At 62.8% G+C, this 25,591-nt stretch carries 17 protein-coding genes; 5 read left to right on the forward strand and 12 right to left on the reverse strand.

Annotation, left to right across the window (positions count from 1 at the left end):
• Window positions 1–62: 62 nt before the first annotated feature.
• Complete coding sequence (locus CHB73_RS02620) at window positions 63–668, reverse strand: EF-hand domain-containing protein (RefSeq protein ID WP_089271768.1); 606 nt, start codon at window positions 666–668, stop codon at window positions 63–65.
• A gap of 129 nt (window positions 669–797) precedes the next feature.
• Between CHB73_RS02620 and CHB73_RS02625 the strand changes: the two genes are divergently transcribed.
• The 5 genes from CHB73_RS02625 to CHB73_RS02645 all read left to right on the forward strand — a co-directional run bounded on the left by CHB73_RS02625 (window position 798) and on the right by CHB73_RS02645 (window position 6,841).
• Complete coding sequence (locus tag CHB73_RS02625) at window positions 798–1,568, forward strand: DUF4197 domain-containing protein (protein ID WP_089271770.1); 771 nt, start codon at window positions 798–800, stop codon at window positions 1,566–1,568.
• A gap of 109 nt (window positions 1,569–1,677) precedes the next feature.
• Entirely contained in the window at window positions 1,678–2,808 is a 1,131-nt protein-coding gene (locus CHB73_RS02630) for a M48 family metallopeptidase (RefSeq protein WP_179216857.1), read from the forward strand.
• A 28-nt stretch (window positions 2,809–2,836) separates the two neighbouring features.
• Entirely contained in the window at window positions 2,837–3,898 is a 1,062-nt protein-coding gene (locus CHB73_RS02635; RefSeq protein WP_089271774.1) for a polysaccharide deacetylase family protein, read from the forward strand.
• Window positions 3,899–3,992: 94 nt separating this feature from the next.
• On the forward strand, window positions 3,993–5,174 hold the full coding sequence (locus CHB73_RS02640) for a glycosyltransferase family 4 protein (protein WP_089272251.1): 1,182 nt from the start codon (window positions 3,993–3,995) through the stop codon (window positions 5,172–5,174).
• A complete protein-coding gene (locus CHB73_RS02645) occupies window positions 5,150–6,841 on the forward strand; it encodes a capsular polysaccharide export protein, LipB/KpsS family (RefSeq protein ID WP_143337292.1) in 1,692 nt (563 codons plus the stop codon). The genes CHB73_RS02640 and CHB73_RS02645 overlap by 25 nt, the downstream gene beginning before the upstream one ends.
• Window positions 6,842–6,866: 25 nt before the next feature.
• Here CHB73_RS02645 and CHB73_RS02650 read toward each other — a convergent pair whose 3' ends face one another.
• The 11 genes from CHB73_RS02650 to CHB73_RS02700 all read right to left on the reverse strand — a co-directional run bounded on the left by CHB73_RS02650 (window position 6,867) and on the right by CHB73_RS02700 (window position 25,566).
• Entirely contained in the window at window positions 6,867–8,441 is a 1,575-nt protein-coding gene (locus CHB73_RS02650) for a capsular biosynthesis protein (protein ID WP_218819326.1), read from the reverse strand.
• Window positions 8,442–8,618: 177 nt separating this feature from the next.
• The gene (locus CHB73_RS02655; RefSeq protein ID WP_179216858.1) at window positions 8,619–10,631 is read right to left on the reverse strand and encodes a GSCFA domain-containing protein; all 2,013 of its coding nucleotides are present in this window, start codon (window positions 10,629–10,631) and stop codon (window positions 8,619–8,621) included.
• Between the two features lie 257 nt (window positions 10,632–10,888).
• A complete protein-coding gene (locus CHB73_RS02660; RefSeq protein WP_089271780.1) occupies window positions 10,889–12,772 on the reverse strand; it encodes a methyltransferase domain-containing protein in 1,884 nt (627 codons plus the stop codon).
• A gap of 7 nt (window positions 12,773–12,779) precedes the next feature.
• Window positions 12,780–14,600, reverse strand: a complete 1,821-nt coding sequence (locus CHB73_RS02665) for a carbamoyltransferase C-terminal domain-containing protein (protein ID WP_089271782.1) — start codon at window positions 14,598–14,600, stop codon at window positions 12,780–12,782.
• Between the two features lie 4 nt (window positions 14,601–14,604).
• Entirely contained in the window at window positions 14,605–16,020 is a 1,416-nt protein-coding gene (locus tag CHB73_RS02670) for a glycosyltransferase (protein ID WP_179216860.1), read from the reverse strand.
• 357 nt (window positions 16,021–16,377) lie between these two features.
• A complete protein-coding gene (locus CHB73_RS02675; protein WP_089271786.1) occupies window positions 16,378–17,640 on the reverse strand; it encodes a glycosyltransferase in 1,263 nt (420 codons plus the stop codon).
• 6 nt (window positions 17,641–17,646) lie between these two features.
• Entirely contained in the window at window positions 17,647–20,511 is a 2,865-nt protein-coding gene (locus CHB73_RS02680) for a methyltransferase domain-containing protein (protein ID WP_089271788.1), read from the reverse strand.
• Between the two features lie 181 nt (window positions 20,512–20,692).
• Complete coding sequence (locus tag CHB73_RS02685) at window positions 20,693–21,727, reverse strand: glycosyltransferase (RefSeq protein ID WP_089271790.1); 1,035 nt, start codon at window positions 21,725–21,727, stop codon at window positions 20,693–20,695.
• Between the two features lie 35 nt (window positions 21,728–21,762).
• Window positions 21,763–23,358 carry a sulfotransferase gene (locus CHB73_RS02690; RefSeq protein ID WP_089271792.1) on the reverse strand — a complete coding sequence of 532 codons (1,596 nt, stop codon included), beginning with the start codon at window positions 23,356–23,358 and terminating at the stop codon, window positions 21,763–21,765.
• The gene (locus CHB73_RS02695) at window positions 23,355–24,662 is read right to left on the reverse strand and encodes an ABC transporter ATP-binding protein (protein WP_089271794.1); all 1,308 of its coding nucleotides are present in this window, start codon (window positions 24,660–24,662) and stop codon (window positions 23,355–23,357) included. Before CHB73_RS02695 ends, CHB73_RS02690 begins: the two co-directional genes overlap by 4 nt.
• Window positions 24,663–24,681: 19 nt before the next feature.
• Window positions 24,682–25,566, reverse strand: a complete 885-nt coding sequence (locus tag CHB73_RS02700; protein ID WP_089271796.1) for an ABC transporter permease — start codon at window positions 25,564–25,566, stop codon at window positions 24,682–24,684.
• Between the last annotated feature and the right edge of the window lie 25 nt (window positions 25,567–25,591).

The raw sequence follows: 25,591 nt of genomic DNA on the forward strand, positions 1-25,591 counted from the left end.
CTTGCCGATGGTGCAACTGGCTCCCTGGGGATACTCCACTTTGTCCGTTGGCTTCATGCCTGCTAGATTGTCGCAAGCAGGCGCGAAGTCAAGTCGGTGATGGAACCGGTGCCACCGTTCTTATAGTATTTCTGGATGGAGCTGTCCTGGCTGGCGAGCACGCTGTTCAGCTCGGACTTGGAAATCTTGCCGTCGCCGTTGGCGTCGATCTCGCTGAACACCGAGGCGTCGAGGGAAACCTCCTCGCTCGAAAGCACGCCATCGCCGTCCTTGTCTTTTTCCTTCAGATACCGGCTGGCCGCCAGGGTGGAATACGTGCCCGACGTGCTGGTGCTGGTGTTCGAGCCAGAGAGCAGAGACGAGGTGATGTCCGTGGTGTTGGAGCCGCCGTTCTTGTAGTATTGGAAAATGGCGTCATCCTGGCCTGCCAGTGACTTCTTCATCTCGTCCAGAGTCACCTTGCCGTCGCTGTCGGCATCGAGCTTGGCATAGGCCGCGGCGGAAATTTTGACCTCGTCGGCGGAGAGGCACTTGTCGCCGTCCTTGTCGTTGTCCTTGATGTATTTGGCTGCGGCCAGCGTGGTGTAAGTTCCGGTGGGCAGGCAGGAACTCTCCTCATTTCCGGAGTTCAGGTACATCTGGTTGGCGATGCGGGGGTTGATGCGCATGACTTTATTTCCTCCTGCCCGCCGATATGCATCATCCAGGCCAGGGCGAAACGGGATATTCTTGCCCACCCCGGCGAGACGGGGTACGCTTCACCTGCCCCCTACCACCTCCAAACCCGGGAGCCCCACATGAAACGTTTTGCCGCCATCGCCCTGTGTCTTGCCGCCGCGGTCTTCATCCCGCGGCATTCCCACGCCGGCTGGTCCGATGTGCTCGACGCCGTGCAGCAGCAGACCACGCAAACCAGCCAGCCCGCAGCGACGAAATCCTCCGCCACAGGGCTTGCCGCCGGACTCTCCGATGCCGATGTGACCAAGGGCCTCAAGGAGGCGCTGGCCAAGGGCGTCACCACCTCCATAACCAGCCTGGGCAAGACCGACGGCTACTTCGGCAACCAGGCCGTGCGCATCCTGCTGCCGGAGCAGTTGCAGAAACTGGAGACCCCGCTGCGCCTGGCCGGGCAGGGCAAGCTCCTCGACGACCTGGTGCTGGCCATGAACCGGGCGGCCGAAAAGGCCGTGCCCCAGGCTGCGGGAATCCTCGGCGACGCGGTGAAAAGCATGACCGTCAGCGACGCCAAATCCATCCTCACCGGCCCCGACGACGCCGCCACCCAGTATTTCCGCAAGTCCAGCGGGGACAAGATCGGCACGCTCATGCAGCCCATCATCTCCAAGGCGACCGATTCCGTCGGCGTGGCCAAGGCCTACAAGAGGCTCACGGCCAATCCGCTGGCCGCAAACCTCGCCCAGTCCTACGGCCTGGATCTGGACGCCTACGTGAACGCCAAGGCCCAGGATGGCCTGTTCACCATGATCGCAAAGGAGGAAAAGGACATCCGCACCAACCCGGCGGAGCGCACCACCGCCCTGCTCAAGAAGGTTTTCGGCGCAAAATAGCGCGGATGCGGCACGGCCCCTTGCCACGGGGCGCGGCCTTCGTGTAGTCGGTATGCGCCGCCGCGTCCCGACCGGGACGGACAGCTTCCGGGCGGCCTGGAGGTCCAAGATGTCCCGTTCCCTCATGGCGGCCTGGCTTGTATGCGTGGCGGCGCTGTGGGCCTGTGCGCCCCAGGCCAACGTTCCCCGCGTGGATGACCTGTGCGCCGATGCCGAGGCCAGGACACAGCAACGCCTGGTGCTGCAGGACCGCGTGGACAAGCTGGACCAGCTCTCGCGCGTGGCCTGGAACGTGCGCGCGAAAAACGCCGAACTCTGCGGCAACCAGGTAGTCTACGCGGTGGGGCTGACCTTCCTGGAACTGGACGATTACAAAAAAGAGCAGCGCGACATGGCCGCCGAGGTCATGGGAGTCGCCTGGCGGCCCACGGCGTTCCAGATACCGCCCGACTCCCCTGCGGCCAGGGCCGGGTTGCGCCGCGGCGACATCGTGCTCTCCATCGCCGGACGCACGCCGGAAAACAAAAAGCAGGCCCGCGAATTCCTGCACGAGGCGATCAAGGGCGGGCGAGAGGTTTCCCTGGAGGTGGAGCGCCAGGGCCAACGCATCGCCGCGACCCTCACACCCGAGCGACTGTGCGACTATCCCGCGATTCTGGGCAACAACGCCGAGGTGAACGCCTACGCCGACGGCGACAACATCATCGTACAGATGGGCATGATGCGCTTCGTGCGCTCCGATGACGAACTTGCGGCCATCATCGGCCATGAAATGGCCCACAATACCGGCGGGCATCTCATCGCCATGCAGCGAAACGCCGTGCTCGGCCGTTTTCTGGTGGACCTGCCCGTGGCCGTGCTCACCGGCAGGAATCCCAATGTGGGCGGGACCATCGGCAGGCAGATGTACAGCGTGGACTTCGAATTCGAGGCCGACTACGTGGGCCTCTACTACACCGCCCGCGCAGGATACGACATCCGGCAGGTGGCCCCCATCTGGCGGCGCATGGCCCTTGATTGTCCCCAAGCCATAACCATGGACAGCAGCCACCCCAGCACCAGCAAGCGCTTTGTGGCTCTGGAGGCAGGCGCGGCGGAAATTGAACACAAGCGCACAACCGGCCAGCCATTGCGACCGGAGTTCAAGGGCAACGCGCAATCGAATCCTCCCGCCAAGGCCACGCCCGAAGAACCGCCAGCCGCCACGACCATCGCCATCCCGGCGGAGCAGGTCGAGTAGCGGCCGATCTCAGAAACAGGAATCCACCATGCCCAGCATCGGCAGCCGACTGTACCCGCTCCTGCTCGCAGCCCTGCTTGCGTCCTTTGCCATGCCGGGAAACGGTCTCGCCGCAGACATGCTCAACGAGACGGGACTCCTCGGCCTGTGGACGCCAGCGAAGCTTGCCGGGACCGACGCCGACCGTGTCGTCGGCCCTGTGGGCGAGCCAGACGCCACAGCTCCCGAGCCCCTGTCCCCCCTGCCCCCGCGGCCCGCCCCAACGCCGCGGCACATGCGCGGATGCATCCGCCGCGTGGCGCTTCCGGCGGAAAAGAAGCTCGTGGCCCTCACCTTCGACCTCTGCGAGCGGGCCAACAATATCGCAGGGTTTGAAAACCGCATCGTGGCATTGCTGCGCCGCGAAAACGCCCGCGCCACATTCTTCGCGGGCGGCAAATGGATGCGCTCGCACCCGGAAGCGGCAATGCAGCTCATGGCCGACCCGCGCTTCGAAATAGGCAACCACGCCTGGACTCACGGCAACCTGGCCCTCATGACGCGGGAGGAGATCGGCAAGCAGATGTTGCTTACCGAACAGCAGCACGCCAACCTCCTGGCGGAACTCGGCGGCAAGGCCGTGACCGCTGGGCTTGCCGACCGCATGGCCCGCGTGCCGCAGTCCCTCACGCTCATGCGCCTGCCCTATGGCCGCAGCTCGGAGCTTGCGCTGAACACCCTCGCGGACATGGGCTATGCGGTCATCCAGTGGGACGTGGAGGGCGAACGCGACGAGGAACGGCATTCCCCCCGCGAACTGGCGGACAGGATCCTCACGCTGGCGCGGCCGGGGTCCATCGTTCTGCTGCACGCCAACGCCGTGCCGCACAAGACTTACGAGCTGCTGAAGCTGCTCCTGCCCGGCCTGCGCAACAAGGGCTTCAGCACTGCCACGGTAGGCGAGCTGCTGGCCTTGGGCCGCCCCGAGGCCGTGCGCGATGGCTATTTCACTGTTCCCGGCGACAACAGCAAATACGACGCCATGTTCCCTGGCAAGGGCACCCTCAAGCCGGATCCGGCGCGCCCCTTCGTCCATGCGCCCGTTCCATGACGGACGCGGGCTGGGGCGCGGGCTCACGCGGAATTCTCTGCGCTCCGCCAGGTCTGCGGATGACTTTCCCCCGGCCACGCGCTACACTCATTCCATGAGGATCGTCGTCAACGCCCTGCCCCTGGTCAACGTGCGCACAGGCATCGGGCGCTATGTGGACATGCTCTACCGCGAACTCGCCCAGCGGCCGGGTATCGAGATCGCCTATTTCGACGGTGCGCGGGTCACGCGGGTTATTCCCGCCTCTCCAGCCTCCACTGCGGGTTGGTCGCTGCTCACCAAAGCCTTCTGGCTTCTGCCAAGCCCTGTGGCCGTGCTTATCCGGGCCATGCTGCACCATCTGCGTGAACGCAGGTTCCTGCGCCTTTGCAAAGGGTTCGACATCTACCACGAAACCGCGCTGCTGCCCTTCCGCACGCCGCCAGGCACCAAGACCGTGCTCACCGTGCACGACCTGGGGCTGCTGCGCCATCCGCAGTGGCATCCGGCAGAGCGCGCCCGCTTCTTCGACAGGTTTTTCGTCAAGCGCCTGCCACAGGTGGACGGCTTCCTTGCCGTATCTGAGTTCACGCGCCGCGAGATGGGCGAGTTGCTGGGCATCGATCCGGGGCGGGTTGCAGTGAGCCGACTTGGCATTGACCTGAACAGCTTCAGCCGTCCAGCCCCTGACCAGATCCGGAGCGTACGGGAGCGATACTCGCTGCCGGAGCGCTATTTCCTGTTCGTGGGCTCCGGCGACCCGAGGAAAAATGTGCATCTGGTGCGCCAGGCCTTGAAGCTCGCGCCGGAACTGCCGCCATTGGCCATTGCGGGATGGTCCGGCTGGGACAACGCGCCACCAGCCGACGGGAGGGAGTTGCGCCTGGGCTATGTGGACGATGCCGACCTGCCAGCCCTGTACGCAGGGGCCCTGGCGTTTGTGTATCCCAGCCTCTACGAGGGCTTTGGCCTCCCCATCCTGGAGGCCATGGCCTGCGGCTGCCCTGTGGTCACGACAGGCTTGGCCAGCTTGCCGGAGGTGGCGGGCGACGCGGCCCTGTATCTGGACGATCCGACGAACCCGGCCGCACTTGCCTCCTTGCTGCGGCGCCTAGACGCGGACCCGGACCTGCGCCAGGGGCTGGGAGAGGCAGGACTGGCGCAGGTGAGCAAATTCCCCTGGCGTGGCACTGCCGACGCAACGATGCGGCTGTTCAACTCGACAATGGACCGGCGCAAGGCCGAGCCTTCGGGCCAGGGGGGCGGAGTCTCATGCATGACGCGATCGAGCGCCTGAAGGAATACCTGCTGCGCTTCGCGCCGGTGCGCCGCGCCGTGCGCGACAGGGTGCTCCGTTCCGGCCACACGGATTGGGGAACGCTGCTTGCCCCGGACGCAGCATACTGGCAAAAGGCCCTGTGCGAGGCCCAGGACGGCCCACATGTACTCATCCCCACCAGCGTGGGATCTAACATGGCCGCCACCACCCTGGAGGGTACGCTAGCCGCTGCCCTCACCCTGCGCGGCTGCCGCGTGTCGCTGCTGCTATGCGATGGGGTGCTCGATGCCTGCATGGCCTGCCAGCGGGAGTGGTACAGCGCGTCCTTTTCCACATCCCGGCCGCTTTCGCGTGGTTCCTGCCGCGCCTGCCTCGCACCGGCCTTGGCCAGCTACCAGGGGCTCGGCCTGTCCGTGTTGCGCTACGGAGAATTCCTTAAAACCAAAGACATAATCCGGGCCAGGGATTTGGCGCGGGACACTCCCCTTGGAGACATCGCCTCGCTCCACGTAAACGGCGTTGCAGTAGGCGAACACGCCCTGGCCGGGACCCTGCGCTTCTTCGCCCGTGGCGACCTGAACGGCGAGCCTGGCGGCGAGCCCGTGCTCCGGCAGTTCCTGCAGTCGGCCCTGACCACCTCGGCAGCCATGGAGCGCCTGCTCGTCCGTGAGCGTATTGACGCCGCCGTCTTCAACCACGGCATCTACGTCCCCCAGGGCATCGTTGGCGAAGCGCTGCGCGCACACGGCGTACCTCAGGTGAACTGGACAGCCACCTACAGACGCCAAACCTTCGTCTTCAGCCACGGCGACACCTACCACCGCACCATGCTCACGGACCCTCCATCGCAGTGGCGGAACATGCCCTGGACCGAGACCCGTCAGCGACGGCTCCTGGACTACCTGGAAAGCAGACGGCACGGCACCGGCGACTGGATATGGTTCTTCGACAGGCCAAACTTCGCGGCGGCCGAGGCCCTGCGCCAGTTAGGCGCAAATCCCGCCCTGCCCTGCGATGGGCTTCTGACAAGCGTGGTCTGGGATGCCGTGCTGCATTACGAGTCCAACGCATTCCCCAACATGCTGGAGTGGATCGTGGCCACGGTGCACCATTATGCAGAGCATCCCGATCGCCAACTGGTGATCCGCGTGCACCCGGCCGAAATTCGCGGAACCCTGCCCTCGCGGCAGCGGGTGGATGTGGAGCTGGCACAACGCCACGGCCCCTTGCCACAAAACGTCATTCTTGTGCCGCCGGAGCATCCGGTAAGCACCTACGCCCTGCTGGAGCAGTGCCGCCGCATCCTCATCTACAACACCAAAATGGGCGTGGAACTTTCGGCCATGGGCAAACAGGTGGTGGTAGCGGGAGAGGCCTGGATACGCGGCAAGGGCTTCTCCATTGATGTGGACAGCCCAAAAAGCTACGCCAAAGCGCTCTTGGACGATGCGGTGGACGCGCCCCTGGACGAGGCGCGGCTGCTCCTGGCGCGAAAGTACGCCTACCACTTCTTTTTTGAGCGCATGGTTGAACTGCCCATGCTCCGCCCAACCGGAGGCGATCCGCAATTCCGGCTGGACATCGATTCCGTGCGGCGGCTGGCCCCCGGCCAGAACGCCAACCTGGATCTGGTCTGCCAGGGCATAGTGGAAGGCACGCCCATCCTCGCCGCCCCGGACGAATAGGGCCGGACTCGGTCCCCCCCCTTCCTCAGCGCGTTTCTGGCCGCAGTTCATATTCGTCGATAAATGGCCGCCCCGTGGCGATGCCCTCGCAAATGCAATCCAGCCCCGGCCAGCGGCCCGGCAGCAAATCCGTCAGGCTCTCCAGCTCCACAGAAAAGGTAAACTTCTGCGGAGAGCCGATGAACGGCAGTTCCAGCATTCTGCGGAAAAAGAAATGGAATGCATATCGTTTTGCCCTGGCCGTCTTTTCCGGGGAGAGGCGGACGCCAAGGGGCAGACTGGCGAGAATGCGGTCGTAATCCTGCGGGGAACTTGCATCCTGGGAAAAGCCCTTGCCGCGTATCCAGGCCTCTCCGGCCACGACCACGGGAATGCCAGCGGCCGAGAGTTCGATGCCGGTCTTGGTGTTGAAGATGATGACGCTGTCGCAGCGATCCATGAGCGCATAGGTGCTGGCTTGATGCTCCGGCGGCACAACGAAGACGTTGGGTGGCAGTTGGGGCGTCATGCGGCGGATCTCCTCGGCCATCTTCTGGCGTGAAGGCACCATGCCGCGCACCTCCGCCGGGTGGATGCGGATGAGCAGTTGCAGATCCGGGCGGCTGCGAAAAGCCTCCACCGTGTGCCGTACCCAGGCAAGCATACAGGGAAAAGCATTGGCTTTGTAATGTAACTGGGCGTCCCACATGACGCTGGTGAGCAGGCCGACAACCGGCCGCGACCAATCAAGTCCGAACTCCCTGGCGAAGGCATCCATGTCGTTTTCCGGCCGCTCATGGAACCAAATCCAGTCGGCGCTGCCGCACCGCCTGCTGTCCAGGTAGTCCATAGTCAGACGCTCAAGGCGCTCCGTCCAGGGGATGGCGTCCCAGGCTTCAGCAGGCTCGCTGACCATGGTGTGGTGGTAGGTGTCGCCGTGGCTGAAGATGAATGTGTTTTTCCGGTACGAGGGGTTCCAGTTCACCACCCGCAATCCCCTGGTGCGGCAGGATTCGCCGATGACCCCTTGCGGCGAATAGATTCCATGGTGGAATATGGCCGCGTCATAGGATTCTTTGTCCAGCAGGTCGTCCATGACTGCGGCCACGCGCAGGGAGGACTCCAGAAAGCGGCGCAGAATAGCCTCGCCACAGGGTTCGCCGGACAAGTCGCCACGGCCATAGTAGCGCAGCGCCCCGGCCAGGGCGTGCTCACCTATGGCCAGCTCACCTGGACAATACCCGGGAATGTCTTCCACCGGAAGCGTATTCGCCACGGACGCCGCCCGCGCCCTGGCCGCATCGGAAAGGTGCTGGCCGAACCAGCGTACCGGCAGGCCCAAAGGCTCGAACAGGCGCTTGCCCTCCTGCACGCAGGACGGGCAGCGCAGGGTGGCGGGCATGGCCAGAAGCGCCTCTGGCTCGCAGCCGTGCAGCTTGGTCATCTGGCAGCACGGCAGAGCCGCGTCGCAGAGCAAAAACTCCACCCGCGCGCCCCGGAGGGTCAAAGCCACGGCCAGGGAGCGTTCCACCACGCAGGCGTGGTTGTAGTTGGACATGCTGGTGGCGATGAGGTAGCGCGGCCCGCTTGCCGTGCGCAGAGCCTTTGCCCAGAGGTCCATGTCTCTGGCGAGAACCTGCAGGAGTGAATCGTGCGTATTGGCAGGGATTCGGCAAGGCTTCCGGAAGCGCCTCAGGATCGATTCAATCACATGCACTCCTTGCCCATGCAGTGTGGTCGCAGGGGCCAACGCCCGACAAAGCAGGCCGGGCGGGTTCGCCGGGCAGGGCCTGTCGCGTCATTTCCGCCCCAGGGAGGTCAGCGTTCCGATGAAGCTCTGCACGATGCACTGCACAATGTTCGGATTGATGTGGTGCGTATTCCCATCGCCGCCAAAGGTGGGGGCGGTGTTGGCTGCCAGCCACTTGGCGATCTCGAAGGAGGGCCAATAGTGCAGATTCGGCAGGCCGAGCTTCGCTATCTCGTGGCAGGCCACGCGCAGAACGGACTTGGACACGCAGTCCTCCACAACGGCCGAGGGGGAGCCAAAGGAGGCCGTGAGCGGCACCGGGGAAAGCGTGTACACAATAGTCAGCTCCGGCTTGGCGCGCTGGAGCATCTCTACGATGTCCACAAAGTTGCGGACGTTCTCCTCCACGCTGCTCATGCGGGAAGAGAGCTCCCCGCTGCGGATGCCCTGAAGCAGGGCCTTGCCTCTGCGAAGCGTGGGGAGGTCCGTATCCTTCTCGAATACGCCGGGCGCGACGCCAAGGGTGTAGACCACGCAGCCCGCTTCCCGGATGAGCTGCCGGAACCGTTCGAATTGAACGTTGTATGCATGGACGATTTGCTCGCCGAATCCCGAATCCGGCATCTCCAGCAGAAAACGCATCACATGCCTGTTCATCAGTGTCGTGTTGATGTCCTCGGAGAACGACAGCCACTCGGAGCGAACCCCCAGCTCGGCAAGGGCGGCGCACACGCTGCGCGCAAAGCAGGATCCCAGGGTGACGACCTTCGTGTTCTTGTGGATGAAGGGCGTGATCTTCTCATACCCAGGCAGCACATACTCCCTGACCAGGGATGGCAGATCCTCGAACATGGACTGGTAGCGCGGGTAGCGGGCAACGGATTGGCCAAGGCCGCCCTTTGCAAGAAGCGACTTGTCCACACGTTTCTCAAGCTCGCGCATTTCATCGTTGCCCGTTACATTCAAGGAATACAGGCGCGCCAAGAGATTCCTTACCTCTGCCTCCTTGCCCTGCTCCGCAAGATTCAGCACCAGATTCTTCATTGTGACCACATCTTCGGGCTCGAGGGAAAGAGCCATCCGGAGGTGGCGTTCGCCTTCAACCAGCTTGCCGAACCGGGTCATGAGCAGCCCGGCGCCCTGGTGCGCCTTGCGATTCTTCGGCGCAATGTCCAAGCATTCCAGATAAACGCCGAGCGCCTCTTGCCCCCTGTTCTGTCGACGGAGCAGCCGGGCATAATGGATGAGCAGCGGAAGGGATTTGGGATCTTTCTCCAAGGCTCCGACAATTGTCTCAAGGGTGTGGTCCGTCACCGTGTTGATCTTGGGCGTAGCGGGCGGAGGCGGCGCGACAGTCGTTTCCTGGTCCGGCCTTGGAGCTTTCGCCTGCGGTCGGGCCTTGACACGGTAGGTCCAGCCATAGCGCTCCATCAGGGCGTTGAGCTCGGCAGGGTCCTGCTTCGAGTACGGAGTGCTGGACCAGCCGGTCTCGAAATGCAGGGTAACCCCAAGGCGTTGGGCGTACTCGGAGGCTGCCTCAATCTCCGCCATGGTATTGTTGTGTTCAAAAAGTATATATTTCCAGACGATGGAGATGCCGCTGCCTGCGGCTTTCTTGGCCGCAACCAGGCGCTCCATGAACTTGAAGGCGTTCTGGATGTCGCCTCCCTTGCGGTACCGGGAATACGACTCCTGGCAGGACCCATCGATGCCGAGCCGGATGATGTCCAGACCCGATGCCACGAGGGCTTCGGCATCGGCCTTGGGGTACACGGCATTGGTGTCGATCTTGAGCAGAGAGTCGGGAAACACCGACTTCGTGTAGGAGATCATCCGCGACAAGTCAGGATTCATCAACGGCTCTCCGAGGCCGACCAGAATGACGGTCTGAAGCCTGATCCCCTTCTCCTTGAGGCCATCCACAAGGGCGATGTATTCATTATACGGATAATAGAGCCGCTCCGGCTTCGGAATGATCCACTTCCCTGTGCGCCAGGCCGTGCCCGGGCAGGTTTCGCACTTGAGGTTGCAGGCGGCCGATGGCTCAAGATGCAGGACCACCGAATCGGGGTACAAGGAGATCGGCTTCTCAATCTTCCTCCACAGCTTGCCGCACTTCTGGCACTCAGGCCAGGGCAAAACCCCCTTCGCCATCTCGGAGCGTATCCTGACGAACGCATCCGAATGGTACAAGGAAGCGAAATCCGCCCCGTTGGTCTTGCCGAAAATCCGCGTCAACCCGCCGGAACACCAGCAATGCAGGTTCCCCGTTGCCGAGATGTATGCTCCGGACATCATTGGGCAGTGCATCTTCCACCTCAGGTTTTATCGCGGGCAAGAAGTTCAGGCCTGTACGCCGTGATCCAACACCCCAGCGGCGTGGTCTCTGTCCTGTAATGCTTGATGATCGCAAATCCAGCCTTCATAAGCAGCCTATCCATATCCCACAAGGGCAGCATCAAGTAGCCCAACGTCCGTTTGTCATACGAGCGCAGTGTCATTTGCGGCACCATGGGCGGCAGCCCCGCCACGGCCCGCAGACGAAGCTCCAGGGTGTAATGGCGTGAGGCCGTGCTCCAGAATAAATTGGCGCAGCGAGAGCGCAGGGAATTCTCCTCCCAGGGCCAGGGGATGAAGAAGAAGCGAAACGCCCCCCCCGGGCGCAGCACCCGAAACGCTTCGGAGAGGACGCTTCCCAATTCGTCCAGGGTGGCGAGGCCGCACACTTCCTGCTCGGAGAAGACCAAATCCGCCCAGCCGGAATCGCATGAAATCTCGCCATGGCCGCCCATGGCGCGGAACTCTGCCGCAGGGCCGAAGGCCTGGCTGGCGATCCGCAAAAAGGTCTGGGAGCGTTCCACGCCCATGACCCGCCATCCGGCCTGGGCCGCCGCATAAACAACCCCGCCAAGGCCGCAGCCATAGTGGATCATGCGGCGCTCCCCTGGCTGCCCGTTAAAACGCCGGGTCGCAGGCTCCACAAAGACCTCCCAGGCGCGCTGTCCGTCCGCCACAATCTGGGTCAGGTACGGCGGCAGATCCCCAGACGCGCCCTTGTCCTCCGGCTCGAACAGGGGGCTGGCCGTTGCGCCATCCATCACGGCAACAGAAGCAACCCGGCCAAGGGGCAGGGCTTCGGCAAAAACGCCATCCATGGCTCGAAAGGCCTCGGCCCGGAGTTCCTCGTTCGCGCGCGAGGCCGGGGGCGGGGTCCTGGCCGCCTTGAGCGCGGCGCGAAAAGCCCCGGAGTCATCGGCCGCAACCACCAGACAGTGCGGCAGCACCGCTTCAGGCAACCGCCTGGCCACATCGGGCGTCACCATCACCCAGCATCCGGCTTCAACGGCTTCAAGTATCTTGGTCTTGAAGCCCATGCCCAGGTCGGAGAGGATGGACACTATGCGGGCCTGTGCCAGGATGGGCATGGGGCTTGGAAGCCTGCCTGTAGAAACGACACGATTAAGGCGTCCCAGGATATTTTTAGGCCTGAGGACCCCGGTGACACAGAAAACCCATGAATCGGCCTCGTGATCCGGCAGGGATTCGACCAGTTCGATGGTGTTGCGCGCCGAATCGTACAGCAAGGGCGTTATGAGGCCGCCGGTGCCCATGAAGCAGACGAAAAGGTCGGACTTTGCCTGTCGAGGCAGTTGGCTGCCGAACTTCTCGGGCAGGTAGTAGGGTACGCAGACCGCCGGGCAAGCCCCCTGGAGCCGGGACCAGTAGTGCGTGGCCTCCCATTGGCAGATGGGCAGCATGACATCCGCCAGCTGGGTGCAGCGCACATCCAGCTGATAGCGTCGCAGGGCCTCGCCGCAGCCCGGGAACCTTTCTGGAGCCATAGAATTAGGTTTGTCGCGAAGAATGCGTCCCATGCCCCGGTAGTAGTCGACAAAATGCGGGAGGTTTGCGTTGTGCGCCCGGACCACGCGCCGGATGTGCGGGTGCTCCTCCTTCAGGTAGGCCAGACTCTCCACAAAGGTCTCGTACTCGAACACCACATACTTGCAGCGGCTCAAATCCGCGCCCTTCAGATGCTCAAGGGCGTCGGCATCCGCCCAGCGCCTGCACAGGTACTCCGAAACCTTGATGCCGCGCGAGGCAAAGAACTCCGTCCGGCAGGCCACGTCCTTGGTGCTGCCCACATAGGCCTTGCCCGCGTTGGACACGCTGTCCGGGACGATGTGGATGATGGTGCTCATTGCGCGCTCATTTCAATGTGACGTAGCAGGGGCCGATGGCCAGGGCATCGACCCAGCCGTTCAGGAGGTGCTCGACCGCATCGGCGGGGGACCCCACGATGGGGAGTCCATGCCTGTTGAAGGAAGTGTTGATGAGCACCCCAACCCCGGTGAGCTGACGGAATCCCGAGAGCACGGCATGGAGCCAAGGGTTCGTGGTCTCGTTCACGACCTGCGGGCGCATGGTGCCGTCCACATGCACGACGCCCGGCACGGTCTGCTTGGCGTATTCGCTGGCCTCCACGGCAAAGGTCATGTGGCGGTAGTCCACGGAGCCGGACCAGTACTTGTGGGCCTCGTCCTCCAGCACGATGGGCGCGAAGGGGACGAACCACTCCCGGCCTTTCAGGATGGCGTTGATGCGGTCCTTGACCGTGTTCGTGCGCGGGTCGGCTATGACCGAGCGGTTGCCCAAGGCCCGCGGCCCCATCTCAAGCCGCCCCTGGAAGGTGCCGATGACCTTGCCCTTTCGCAGTTCCTTGGCTGTACGCATGGGCAGCCAAGGGCCGGCCTCCTCTACTGCCAGCCGGTCATGCCGGGCGAGTTCCTCCATGACCTCCGCATCGGTATAGCTGGTGCCAAGGTAGAGGGAGGGCAGCGAGGCACGAACAGGCGTCCCGCAGACATGCAGTGCCTCCAGGGCGGCCCCAAGGGAAAGGCCCGAGTCTGCGGAATCGGGCAGGACAAAGTACGACTGCGGCGAGATTTCGTCGCGAATGCGGCTATTGGCCTTGACATTGAGCATGACCCCACCCGCCACGGCCAGATTCCTTGTGCCGGTGATGTCCATGGACTGCCGCGCCAGCTCCACCATCGTGTCCTCAAGGTGCTCCTGGGCGAAGTAGGCCAATTGCGTCGGCTCCATCCGCTCAAGATATTTTGTGAAGTCCACAGACTGCGCCACTGAGCTCAAAGGATTGGGGACGCGCCGCGAGGGGTTGGCCTCGTTGAAGGAGCGGAAGGACCACCGGGTCCTGCTCCTGGTCATGCCATCGTAGGCGGAGATCATGCCGTCGAAGGGATTGGCGAGGCCAGCCTTGCCCAAGGCGGCGAGCCCCATGGTCTTGTACTCGCCGTCCACGGGGATGAAGCCCAGGGCCTCGGTCACGGCCTGATAGAACGAGCCCAGGCTCTCCTCGGCCGGGGTGGAGCGCACAAGCTCAAGCCGCCCGTCCTCGTGCCCAATGCCGAGCGTGCCGCTCAGGCCATCCCCCTTGCCGTCAAGGGTCATGACGCAAACACGCCTTCCGTGCATTCCGCACAACCTGAATGCCCCGGCGGCGTGCGCCCTGTGATGCGACACGTAGACATAGCGTGTCCCCTCGCCCAAGAGCCCAAGCTGGCCCAAGGTCTGCTGCGCCCAGGACCAGTGCCTGTCCTCGAATCCTTCCCAGGAAGTGCCGACAAAGGACTTCTTGGGCTTGGCCTCGCCCATGCGCTGCGGCCCGGCCTTGGACGCCCCTGGCCTCCAATCCTTGAACAGCTTCAGCGCCGGGCCGGAGACTGAGCCGTCCGCCTCTACGCAGAGATGATTCTTGTGCTGGGGGAAAAGAGGTTTGCGCGTGGATATGGCGACAATATCTATGTCACTCCCGGTGAGCCCGAGAAAGCGCAATGCGCATTGTATGCTCTGGACTGGAAATCCGTAGTGGTGCTTGATCCTGGTGATGCGTTCCTCGGCAATGGAGAAAAGGCACTCCTCGCCATTGCAGACAGATACCGACGCATCGTGCGCCCAATGGATTCCAAGAGCCAATAGGCCATTGCCTTTCACATCACCCACATGCACCTCGCTACCGTCTGTGTTCCCTTCGGATCGTCTTCAACATCGCCGTGAAACAGTCATCAAGCTCCAAATCAGAAGCGTCCAGCAGCGGCCTGTGCGTGGTCACCACATTCACCCCCTTGATCGTCCGTATTGGATCGCTCGTTGCCGGGTACAGGCCCGGCTCAGCAGGTGCGGCATGGCGCAACACCTCCAACACCACCGGGAGGGCCATGCAGGGGGCGAGAATGGGCCTCCTGGCGCGGTGGAAGGCCTTGATCACCGAAGAGACCTCCGGTGTCACGAGCCGATCGGCCTTGGGGCGCATGGCAAGATAGCGCAACACCTCCACGCCTCCAGGCACAAAAAGCCCGGCATAGGCGCGAGGTCGCAGACTCGGCGTCAGGCCCGTCTCCACCGCGTACCCCGAGTCCGCCAGCGAGGAAAGCGCAGCAGACGTCTGGGCAGAACCGCTCGCTCCGGGACCCACGAGGCAAAAAAACGGCTGTGCCCTCCCTGTCGGGGAGCAGCGGCCAGGAAGCGCACCGACCCAGGCCCTGCGCAAAAGCTCCGCAATCTTGCCCACCTGCAACGCCGCAGCCTGAAGAACAAGCACCGGATGCGGCTTGGCATCCCTGCCCTTGAATACCGCTTTGGGCAGACGCCAGAACAGATTCTTCGCACACTCAAGAACGTACCCTGGCGCGGAGCCAAGACGCTCGTTCTTAAGATTCACCAGGGAGACGCCACTGAAAAAGCCCCTCTTGATGAAGTAGGCAAGCCGCATCTTCTCGGACGGTACGTGATGATACACGACAAGGTCCAGACTGTAAAAGACCTTCTGTTCGCTCGAGGACGTCGACGCCCTGTAGGCCAGCAGCACGGCCTTTTCCTCTCCCAGGCGGGTTTTCTTGCCCACCATCCCGAATTTCGGGGAAAAACCGCCCAGGGATTCCAGCAGGGGCTTGCGGATGATGAAATTCGATCCCGAAATGGAACACTTGCGAGAAAAACCGCTTTTCCTTGCACTTTGCCGAATTTCAAACTCGTCGCGGAACCACGATGGCCGCTTCGTGGTATAATAGGGATATACCGGTCCCCCCATGAGGTCTGGCGCACGCTTACCCAGTAAGTGCAACAAGAGACGCACGTAATTCTTCCCAGGCTTGCCGTCGTCGTCGATGTAGCAGAGGTATTCCCCCCTGGCCTCGGCTGCGCCCCGGTTACGGGCGTTGGAGAGCCCCTGCTTGGGCTCATGCACATAGCGAAGCCACGGATGCTGCGCAGCAAAATCCCGAACAAACGCCTCGGTGCCGTCGGCGCTGTTGTTGTCTACAACAATCACCTCAACCCGGTCTTCGAAGCCATCCATCTGCAGGGCGAAATCCCTCAAGCACAGCTTCAAAAGATAGCGTCTGTTGAACGTGCAGACAATGATCGACACTCTGTGCATCAAGAAACCTCTTGTAAAAATATGTTTCTCCGGTTTTTTCAGCACAAAAACCAGCCCCGCCGTTCGACCAAAGAGAAAACCTTACGCTCCGCGTGCTGTCGTTTCAATCGCCCCCATTCCGCCCTGTGGCGCAGGCCCTCGCCCCCGCAATCCCTTCCCTCCTGACCAATTTGTACCGCGCCGCCATGTACAATGCTCACCTGGTTCCAGGCCACCATGACAGGGAGTCGGCTCCAGCCGTGGAAATTCATTCTGTGCACGCAGCCTTTCGCTTCGCTCGTTCACGCTCATGGACTTATTCAAAGCGCAACACAATATGTTCGTTCCAAGCAGAATACACCATATATACTAATCATGATTTGCACGCAGACTTTCATGCTTTTCACGCAAAAGATCATGTTTTGTACGCAATTTTTCGTGCTTTACGCGTAAATTTTCATGCTTTGCACGAAGGCTATTATGCTTTACGCGCAAGTTTTCATACTTTTCACGCACATTATCATGCTGCACATGCAAATTATCATAATCTTCATGCAGTCTTTCATACTTTTCACGTATTCTTTCGTGCTTTCTATGGAGACTGGCGCACCTTTCGTACAATTTCTCAAGCTTGACCTGGCACAGCCGCAACACGGTCAGGTCTTCCAGAAACGCCTCGACCAACGCCAGTGCGCGGCCGCTGCAAAACTCCTCGGCGGACGCCTGCCCCATTGCCTCAAGCTCACGCCTTATCTCTTCGCTGTACTTCGCAACCATACGCTTCAGATACAGCACGGCATGGGCGACCCTGCCTGCGGCATCCTCTTCACCAACAGGAAGCGAACCCACGCCCAAGGCACGAAAAAAGAACATTGCGTGGGAAATGTGGGGCGCTGACAGCGGCTCGGCCTCGTCGGCAAAGAGGGTGCGCAGTTGCCGTGCCACCACTTTTTCATGGCCGCCGCTCATCTTGAAGACGCGCCGAAAGCGTCTGGCACCGCCCACGTGCCGCACAATTCCAGCCTGGGCCACGCGCGAAACCAGGAGCGTGTCTGGCTGAATTTCCTGCGGCAGAAACCCTGCCTCGCGCAGGGCCTGGTACCGGAACAAGCCGTAGACCGCGTCACCCGCGCCAAAGGTCTCCAGGGTCACCTGACGCAGCGCCCGGGCCGGGCTGGAGGCGGAAGTGTCCAGGCAGGGCGGCGGCGTCTCGATCCTGCGTCCATCCCGGCCTATATGAACGGTGCCCGCGTGGGCCAGCACGGTTCCAGGATCGCTCTCCAGCGCCGCCACAAGCTGTTCCAGCCAGTCCTTGGCCACCCAGTCATGGTCGGAGTACCAAGCGAAGTAACGCGGCGGCTCGGGATCGGCGGCCAATTCAGCCACGGTGTTCCAGGCCTGAATTAACCCCGCGCGCTTGGAGTTTCTATGCAATAAGATGCGCGGATCGGCGGCAGCGTAGGCTAAAAGTTGGTTGTAGGTTCCATCGCTTGAGCCGTCGTCAAGGACGACAACCCGAAAGTCTCGGTAGGTCTGCCCCAAGAGGGCGTCCAGGGCCTGGCGCAGATGCGCCGCACCGTTGTATGCGGGAAGCCCGATGCAGACCGTGGCCGCAACAAGTGAAGAACGCATACCCGACTATCCGTCCTTTGTGCCGAAGTAGACCTGGGCTCTCGGCTTCTTGTCGTTGAATGGAACCACTCTATCAACAGCCACTCCGCCCTGGCGCAGCAAGGCACAGAGCCTGTCATGGCCAATGTACACGCCGCTCCAAGTGCTGTTCCTGTGCACGGAGCCTCTGGATGAACCAGGGGGGTAGTGCACCGAGTGGTCTTCATGGTTCTCCGTACGCCCCAGGACACCCCCTGCCGCAAGGGTGTAATCCTCACAGTTGACCTGCAGCACAAGTATTCCGCCGGGGGCCAACAGCCGACACATCTCGGACACGGCCTTGTCGAAGGCGGAGAGCCTGTCGATATGCTGCACCACAGCATAGGAATACACAATCCTTGCACAGCCGTCCTCCAGTACTGCATCGCCTACAGGTGAGAGGCAGGCCAGCCGTGCGACCCCCGGCACCAGTCTGCGGCAATGCTCCAGCATGGTCTGCGAAATGTCTATGCCCCCGCAGGCGATGCCCCGGTCCACTAGCGCCTTGAGAATGCGTCCGGCCCCGCAGCCGTACTCCAGCACCAGGCCCTTTTCAGGCGCATGGGCAAGGGAGGGCAGGACCCACTTCTCCGCAAGCTTGCGCCCCTTTTCAAAAAACAGGGCCAGGTGCTGCTCGGAAAAATTATCCGGCCCGGCATCCGCCATTTCCTCCATGGTCATGACGGCATAGAGCGGATTCTCCCTGGCCTTCTCCTCCCAGGAATTTACAGACCAATGCTTTGGAACCTTCACCTTGTGCCCCGCCCCCTTGCCGCCGTTGGCGGCCTTTGCGTCCTTGCCTTCACCAGCCTGACCAGCCCCCTTGCGTCGTAATACAAGGACGCCTGCGGTGGCCTGATCCATAGGAGACCGACCGGCTCGTGTGGCGAACGCCTCGTTGCCCAAAACCTCGAATTCGCCGCAGGCAAGAAAATGCCGACGGATGTCGGCCACGTTCCGGATGGCGTTGCGCACCCCGGCAAAGCCGGGCTGGCCCAAGACGGACAGGTCGAAATCGAGGCAGGCGAAGGACAGGGCGAAGATTCCACCAGGCTTGAGGCAGTGCGCCACCCCGGCCAGGAGACTGTGCTTCGCCGCCACGTCAAGGCGCTCCAGTCCAAAAATCGAGCAGGCGACATCGAAGCCCCCTGCCGGATGGTCAAGGACGGTTTCGTCCTTATGCGCTGCGCGGAGATTCTGCTCCGAAGAGCCCAAAGACTCGGTCACCATCTCCACACCCAGGGCGCCGAAGTGCTTGCGCAATAGCTCGTCGCACTCTCCGAGGGCCAGCAGGCGCGTCCCGGACCGCAACTGCGGCCCCAGCGCGGCGAGCACACTGCACACGGCCCACAAATCCCTGGGCGGGACAGGTTGCGCCCCTGCCGCGCCAACCGAAGCGGCCCGGACCAGGTTCTTGCCAAGCCGTCTCCACAGGCCGCTCAGTGGCGCGGCCTGTGCTTCCTGGCCGCTCTGCGCCCAATGCGCCACGCGATACTCGGCCAGAGGAGGGAACACCGCAGCAAGGCCATCCCAAGACTCGTCCAACAGGTCCTCTGCGCGCATAAGGCGGTTGAATTCAGGCTTGGTGCTGGGCTGCGGCGCATGAGCGCCCGCAAGGCTCCCGCGCCACGCCGCGACCCAACTGTCGACGTCGGAAGGCTGGAACACGTCCGCCTCGTGCGTCTGGGCGTTGAAGAAAATTTTGGTCTCGAGAGGGAGAGGGCCGTGGCCCTTCGGCGAGCCGCGCCGGACGCGGGCCATATCGCGCATCTCCGCAAGCAGCCCGGCCAAGTTGGCTATGGCGTCGCCGCCGGACATGAGCTCCGTTTCGGCCCAGCGGTGCAGCGGGCTCGCACCGCCCTGACCACCGCCCTCCAAACAGGCGGAAACGAACCGTGCCGGGTCGGCGATTTTCGGAGCGAGATCGTACCAGGCGCAGTGAAGCCCGCAGGGGAAAGCAACGGGCTCAAACATGAACAGGTCCTTCCCGGCCACGGCCGCCTCAATAAGACTGGTGCTGTACGACGACACCACCGTGTCTGCGGCCAACACCCATTCCCGCACCGAGCCCTCCTTGATGAAATGCAGCCGAGGAGCGGCAGTGCCCACCTGCTCGGAAAAGAAGTCGAACATGACCTCTGAATTAACGGCGGGCCGTGTGCGGAACACCACCTCCACGTCCGGCCGCCTGGCCAGTTCGTTGCAGCACTCGAGAAGGAGCTTGAGTGAATGGCGCGAAAAGTCGCGCAGTTGGGCGATCTCGTCCGCATCGCCGCCAAGACGCGAAAAAAGCTTCACCTTACCGCCGATAAATGCCCAACGGTAGTTTTCGGGCACGAAGACCCACCGCTTCGCCGGATCCAGGCCGTACAGGGCAGCCAAAGACTCCCGCGTGCGGTAGTGGCGACGGTAGGGATCGCGGTACAGTTGGTAGGCGGGCTGTCCGTTGACGCGGATGTTCTCGGAAGGAACGCCGAAACCGGTCAAATAGTCCTCATAGAAACGGCCCCAGGCGTGATGGACGACCTTTGTTCTGGCGAACTCGTCCGAAGGTCGCTTGATCTGCCAGTGGGCCTTGTAGTGCAGTTGCTCCCAGGCAAGATTGAAGTGCAAGGCATCGGGCCACCTAGCGACATAGTCCTCGACCGCAAGGGCCCCTGCGGCGAAATAGAAGAAGGGATGCGCCACCACCAGCGGGTCAAACTCCCGAAGGGACTGGTGCGCGTGCAAATAGATGTTGCGAATTTCGACGGATAGTCCGTGCCGATCCTCGGCGAGGACCTTCACCGCGCAGGCCACATCCATCTCGCGCGCGGTATGCTCCACAAGGTACAGCACGTCCACCTTTCGCATCTAGAACACCTGCCCCCTCAATGTTATACGGCTATGTCGGCCGCCGCATGCCCGTTCCTCCCGCTCTACTGTCCTACCCAGCACGACCGAAGGGCCAACGCCGAAGAACGTCAAAAAAAGTAACACGCGACAGTCCCCCAGTCCAGACCGGTGAGCATCGCCTCGGCAGTACCGCCCACACCTAAAGCCAAAACGCCGCATCTAATGCGGAAAACGCGCGGGACCGTAACCGAACACCGGGGTCGTCCTCAGGAAAGGGCTCAAGAGCGCGCTTCAAGGCGGCAGCAAAACCTGCCGGGCTGATCTCGTCCAGTACAATGCAGCAGGGACGCAGCTCCAGCGGCAGTTTGCGCGCCAGTGGGGCCGGAACAATGACCCAGGTCCGGCAGGCCACGGCTTCGAGCACCTTGGTCTTGAAGCCGCCTCCCAGTGGGGAAAGCAACGCCATGGCCCGCGCCCGCGCCAGCAATGGATATGGGCTCTCCAGCACCCCGAAGCGCTCAACCCTGGGGGAAACCGGCCCAGCATAGCCTTCCGCATCGCCGCTGGAAGCGAAACACCAGCCAGGGGCGTCCCCCCCCAGACCCTCGATGCAGCGGCTGAAGGCGCCCAGGGCGTGAAACACGAGGGGATTGCCACGTGCCGCGCCCAGATTTACGCACAGCCGTTCTTTATCTGGGACTTCGGGCAGGACCTCGCGCAACTGTTTCGGCAGAAAAAACGGTGCAGCGATGACCTTGTCTGGCCGTGTCAGGCGGCTCCAGTAACCATACGCTTCCCAGTCGCTTATGGGCAGCACTCGGTGCGCGGCGCGTGCCGAGCGCCAGTCGCGAAGAACGTTCACAACCGCGTGTCGCGCCCAGCCAAGGGCGGCAAGCCCAGGGCCGCAGGCGCGCGCCCAATCCAGCCGGTGCGGCAATTCCGCGTTGTGCGGCCTAAGCAGCACACGCACATGCGGGTAGCTCCTGCGCACATGCTCCAACGCACGGGGACAAAAACTGGACTCGAACAGAATCGCCGATTCTCCAGCCGCAGGCCAGGCCCGTGTCGCCTCCATCGTCTCGAAAGCGCGGGCGGGATCGTCCACCAGCACTTGGCGCACGCCCACACCTCGCTCGGCGAAGTACTCCGACCGGCCCTGAATGTCCTTGACCGAACCGTGAAGGCGCAAGGCTGGATCGGCGACGGCCCTGCCGCAGACATGGACGATCTTCATGGCTTGGTGCGCCCCCCCTGCCACCGAAGGCGACCTCAGTCCCCTGCCCTGCCGAGCGGCTGCAGCACTCCAAGCCCGCCCCCAAAAACGGCGGCCTCCCACTGGGCCTCGGACGGCAGGAGCTCCTCATCCAGGGCCGCGAGGAACCAGACTTGGCTGCGATGGAACCAGCGCAGAGGCGCGGCCTTGAGCCCAACCTGCGCGAACATGGCATCCACCTCGGCGCGGTTGTAGAGCACGCAGGACGGATACACCCAGCCCTCTGGCCGTGTGTCTGCCTTCCCAGAAGCGAGCTTAAAGGTCAGGGCCATGCGGCCGCGAGGCGCCAACGCCCGCGCCAACGTGCCAAGCACCTGTAGGGCAAGCTCCGGTCCGCAGTGCGAGAGCACGGACTGGCACAAGACGTAGTCGAAGCCTCCCCCGATGCCTTCGAGGCCGAAGTCGGCATCAGTGCTGATCCTCGGCTGCTTGAGGTGGAAAATATCACGGCCAAGCTCCCGTGTCTGAACATCGCGCACCAGCCAGGCGTTGGGCTCAACCCCGTGGTAGCAGGCGGGGTCCAGGTAGGGGATGAGCAGCCTCCCGGCGCGCAGCGAACCACAACCGAAATCGAGCAGCCGGTGTCCGGAGCGCAGGCCCAGAGCGCACAACAGACGGAACTGCGAAGCCCCCTGCACATCGTACAATTCCGGCGGCCCCACGTAGGCAGTATAATGTTCGTCACCCGCACTCATGGTCCTGGCAGCAGCCTTGGGCAGTCCCCGCGCCGTTGATTCCTCCGGTGCCCGCCGTCCACCCTCGTCCCAGTACGCCAATTCCTGGTCCACCTCGGCGTCCAGCCAGGCCCAAGGCGCGATAGACAGGGACGTGCGGCGCGAGCTGGGGACAAAGCCTTCCACCAACCCGGCAACCGCCCCAGCGTCCCGCGGGAACGGCAAACCAAGAAACCCGGCCAGGCGCTCAAGGACAGCGGCGGGATCAGCCAAAAGGCTCTCATAGCGCAGGGTCAGACTCTGCGGGAAAAGCGGCAGCGCTTGGCCGATGCGCCGCACATAGTCCAGCCAGACCTCGATGTCGGCCTGGAAGCGCGCGCACTCCTGCTCCCCGCTACGCCAGGGACGCCCCTTGTGGCGTCTATCCTCGCGCAGTTTCAAGCTCTGGGCCACTTCGCGGCCGTCGCGCAGCATGTGGATCACCTTGGCCTGTGGAAATATGCGCCGCCAAATGGGGAGCAGGAGCGAGGTCCGGGGATCCTTCCAGCCCCAGCAAAGCGCTGGTCTGGCAAGCAACTCCACCGTGTTCGGTCCAAAATGCTCCACCAAGACGTGGGACTCGAGGGCGGCGACCGCCTGCTTTACGAGAGAGCCGTGCTGCTCGCCCAACTGCTCCACCGTGGACAAATGCTCGACGCAGCGCCAGGACGCGCCCAGCATGTCCAGCAAGGAGCGGTTCAGGTTCTGAAACACCCGCGACTCCCTATTGCCGCTCTGCTCCACGCCCATGTGCAGCCCCAAGGCCTCAAGAAACCGCACCATTATGGTTGTACCGGAGCGTGAGCAGCCCACAAGCAGCACGGGCGAAGCCGCACCCGGCAGGGAAAGCAGGCCCGAAGTTTTGTGCCGGTCGCTCATTTCGCGCCCCCGGCGGCGGGGTGTTCATCGGTCATCGTCCAGGGCAGGCTGGGCCGCACCACGCCCCTGTAGGCGTCGGCAAACAGGCTCTCCGGGTGGAACTCCTGTACGATGTTGAAGCATAAGGAGCTTTCCAGGTAGAAGTGTCGCCACTTTGGCCGCGCCGGGGTGACCACGCCCAGGGTCACGGAGTACTCTCCCCGGTTCAACAGGTCAGCGGGGATGTCCACGCTGGCCGTGCAGGTGGTTCCCACGGTCCAGCGCAGCGCCTCCGCAGGGTGTGAGGTGAGCACATGCACCCCGTCCTTCATAAGGTGGATGACGGGCAGCAAGACGATGTCGTCGCGCAGGGCCAGGAAGCGCAGCGTTATGCGGACGGGCTTCTCGCGGTAGAGCTGCTCTGCGGGCTCGCCGCCCGGCTCGGAAATGAAAGCGCCAAGAAACGCCGCTCCGGGGCCGCCCCGGTCAGCGCCTTTGTCCTCTGGCGCCATCTTGGCGGCCTGCTTGCGCGCCTGCTCCACGCCCACTGCAGCCTGCAGGCTCATCATGCGCCGGGTGTAGTTTTTGGTCACCTCCGCAGCAGGCCCTATTTCAATGATGCGGCCGTCCTCCAGCCACATGACCCGTTCGCACAGGCGCACCACCTCGCTCAGGCTGTGGGATATGAACAACAGGGCGCGCCCGCCCATGGCCTTCTGGTTCATCCGTCCCAGGCACTTCTTCTGGAAGGCCATGTCACCGCCGGAAAGAACTTCGTCGAGCATCAGGATGTCCGGTTCCAAATGGGCCGCCACGGAAAACGCCAAACGCGACACCATGCCCTTGGAATAGTGCCGCACGGGCATGTCGATAAAGTCCTTGAGCCCGGAAAACTCGATGATCTCCGGCAGCTTCTCCGTTACCTCAGCGCGCGTCATCCCGTGCAGGGCTGCGTCCTGGAAGATGTTCTCCCTGCCGGTGAGGCTCGGCTTGAATCCGACCCCGACGCCGAATAGCGCTGTACTGCGTCCGCGCAAAACGGCTGTTCCCTCCGTGGGGTAGGCCAAACGGGACAAAATGCGCATCAACGTGGTCTTGCCCGAACCATTGCGGCCAATGATGCCAAAGCGTTCGCCCGGCTCAACATCGAAACTGATGTCCTTGAGCGCCCAGAAAAGCTTCTCCGGCGAGGGTTTGAGCAACCCGAGCATGATCTGGCCGGGCAGCAACAGAGTATCGCGCAAGCGCATTCGGCCCGCGCTGTGTGCGGCGCTTCCCTTGGAATATTGTTTGGAAAGCCCCCGAACACTGATGATGGGCTTCATGGGGGCCGCCCCTTGGGCGTTACAGCTGGTCAACGAAGTACTCCTCCGCCTTGCGGAACATGCGCGTGCCCACCACCACCATGCACAGGGCGAACCCGGCCGAGTACAGGAACTGCCACAGAGGGAAGGGGTAGTCGGCGAACAGGCAGGACCGGAAAGACAGCAATATCCCGGCCATGGGATTGAGGGCCACAATGAGCTGGGCGCGATCGTTCAGCATGGCCGGAGAATACAGCACAGGGGAGACGAACAGGCCGAGATACAGGCACAGCTGAAAGATCTTCTCAAAATCGCGGCTGATGGCGTTGAGCGCGGCGAAGGCCGTGCCCACCCCATAGGTGAGCAGCAGGCACAGCAAAACGGGCAGTGGCAAAAGCAAAATGCGCAGCCCCGGCCCCACCTGCAGAAAGAGCATCATGACCGCCAGCGGGATGCAGCAAAGAAACAGCGAGTAGACCCCGGACAACGATGCCGCCAGTGGGGGGATGAGCCGGGGGAAGTACACCCGCTTGAGGATGCCCGCTTCCTTGTCGATGGAGCGGGACACATCTCGCGCGCCCTCCGCAAACAGGAACCACAGTATGATTCCGGAGAAGAAGTACAGGGAATATGGAATCTCCAACTGCACGTTCGCCTTGGAATTCTGCTTGATGAACAGAAACACGCCGAGCATAGCCAGAGGCCGGGCCACGGCCCAGAAGAAGCCCAGGCCCAGGTCGTCGTACTGCATGCGGATGTTGCGCCACAGCAGGCTCTTGAGCAGTGCCCGGTAGGACCAGAGCTCCCGCAGACTGTAGGCCGGGGTGCTGGCGTACGGGCGAATGTGCACTTCGACCACTTGGGGGCGTTCGCCCTGGCCCCCGATGCACTGTGCGCCGCCAGAAGGCACTGCCTGCTCTGTCATCCCTGCCGCCTCATGGTTCTGCCTT

This window comes from Humidesulfovibrio mexicanus (assembly GCF_900188225.1).
GTDB classification, from domain to species: domain Bacteria; phylum Desulfobacterota; class Desulfovibrionia; order Desulfovibrionales; family Desulfovibrionaceae; genus Humidesulfovibrio; species Humidesulfovibrio mexicanus.

What these genes read in the sequence shown, in the direction of transcription:
- CHB73_RS02625 (WP_089271770.1), top strand. Translation starts at nt 798, where the DNA reads ATGAAACGTTTTGCCGCCATCGCCCTGTGTCTTGCCGCCGCGGTCTTC.
- CHB73_RS02695 (WP_089271794.1), bottom strand. Translation starts at nt 24,662, where the DNA reads ATGAAGCCCATCATCAGTGTTCGGGGGCTTTCCAAACAATATTCCAAG.
- CHB73_RS02630 (WP_179216857.1), top strand. Translation starts at nt 1,678, where the DNA reads ATGTCCCGTTCCCTCATGGCGGCCTGGCTTGTATGCGTGGCGGCGCTG.
- CHB73_RS02635 (WP_089271774.1), top strand. Translation starts at nt 2,837, where the DNA reads ATGCCCAGCATCGGCAGCCGACTGTACCCGCTCCTGCTCGCAGCCCTG.
- CHB73_RS02685 (WP_089271790.1), bottom strand. Translation starts at nt 21,727, where the DNA reads ATGAAGATCGTCCATGTCTGCGGCAGGGCCGTCGCCGATCCAGCCTTG.
- CHB73_RS02650 (WP_218819326.1), bottom strand. Translation starts at nt 8,441, where the DNA reads ATGGACCTCTGGGCAAAGGCTCTGCGCACGGCAAGCGGGCCGCGCTAC.
- CHB73_RS02680 (WP_089271788.1), bottom strand. Translation starts at nt 20,511, where the DNA reads ATGCGAAAGGTGGACGTGCTGTACCTTGTGGAGCATACCGCGCGCGAG.
- CHB73_RS02700 (WP_089271796.1), bottom strand. Translation starts at nt 25,566, where the DNA reads ATGACAGAGCAGGCAGTGCCTTCTGGCGGCGCACAGTGCATCGGGGGC.
- CHB73_RS02660 (WP_089271780.1), bottom strand. Translation starts at nt 12,772, where the DNA reads ATGAGCACCATCATCCACATCGTCCCGGACAGCGTGTCCAACGCGGGC.
- CHB73_RS02645 (WP_143337292.1), top strand. Translation starts at nt 5,150, where the DNA reads ATGCATGACGCGATCGAGCGCCTGAAGGAATACCTGCTGCGCTTCGCG.
- CHB73_RS02690 (WP_089271792.1), bottom strand. Translation starts at nt 23,358, where the DNA reads ATGAGCGACCGGCACAAAACTTCGGGCCTGCTTTCCCTGCCGGGTGCG.
- CHB73_RS02640 (WP_089272251.1), top strand. Translation starts at nt 3,993, where the DNA reads ATGAGGATCGTCGTCAACGCCCTGCCCCTGGTCAACGTGCGCACAGGC.
- CHB73_RS02675 (WP_089271786.1), bottom strand. Translation starts at nt 17,640, where the DNA reads ATGCGTTCTTCACTTGTTGCGGCCACGGTCTGCATCGGGCTTCCCGCA.
- CHB73_RS02620 (WP_089271768.1), bottom strand. Translation starts at nt 668, where the DNA reads ATGCGCATCAACCCCCGCATCGCCAACCAGATGTACCTGAACTCCGGA.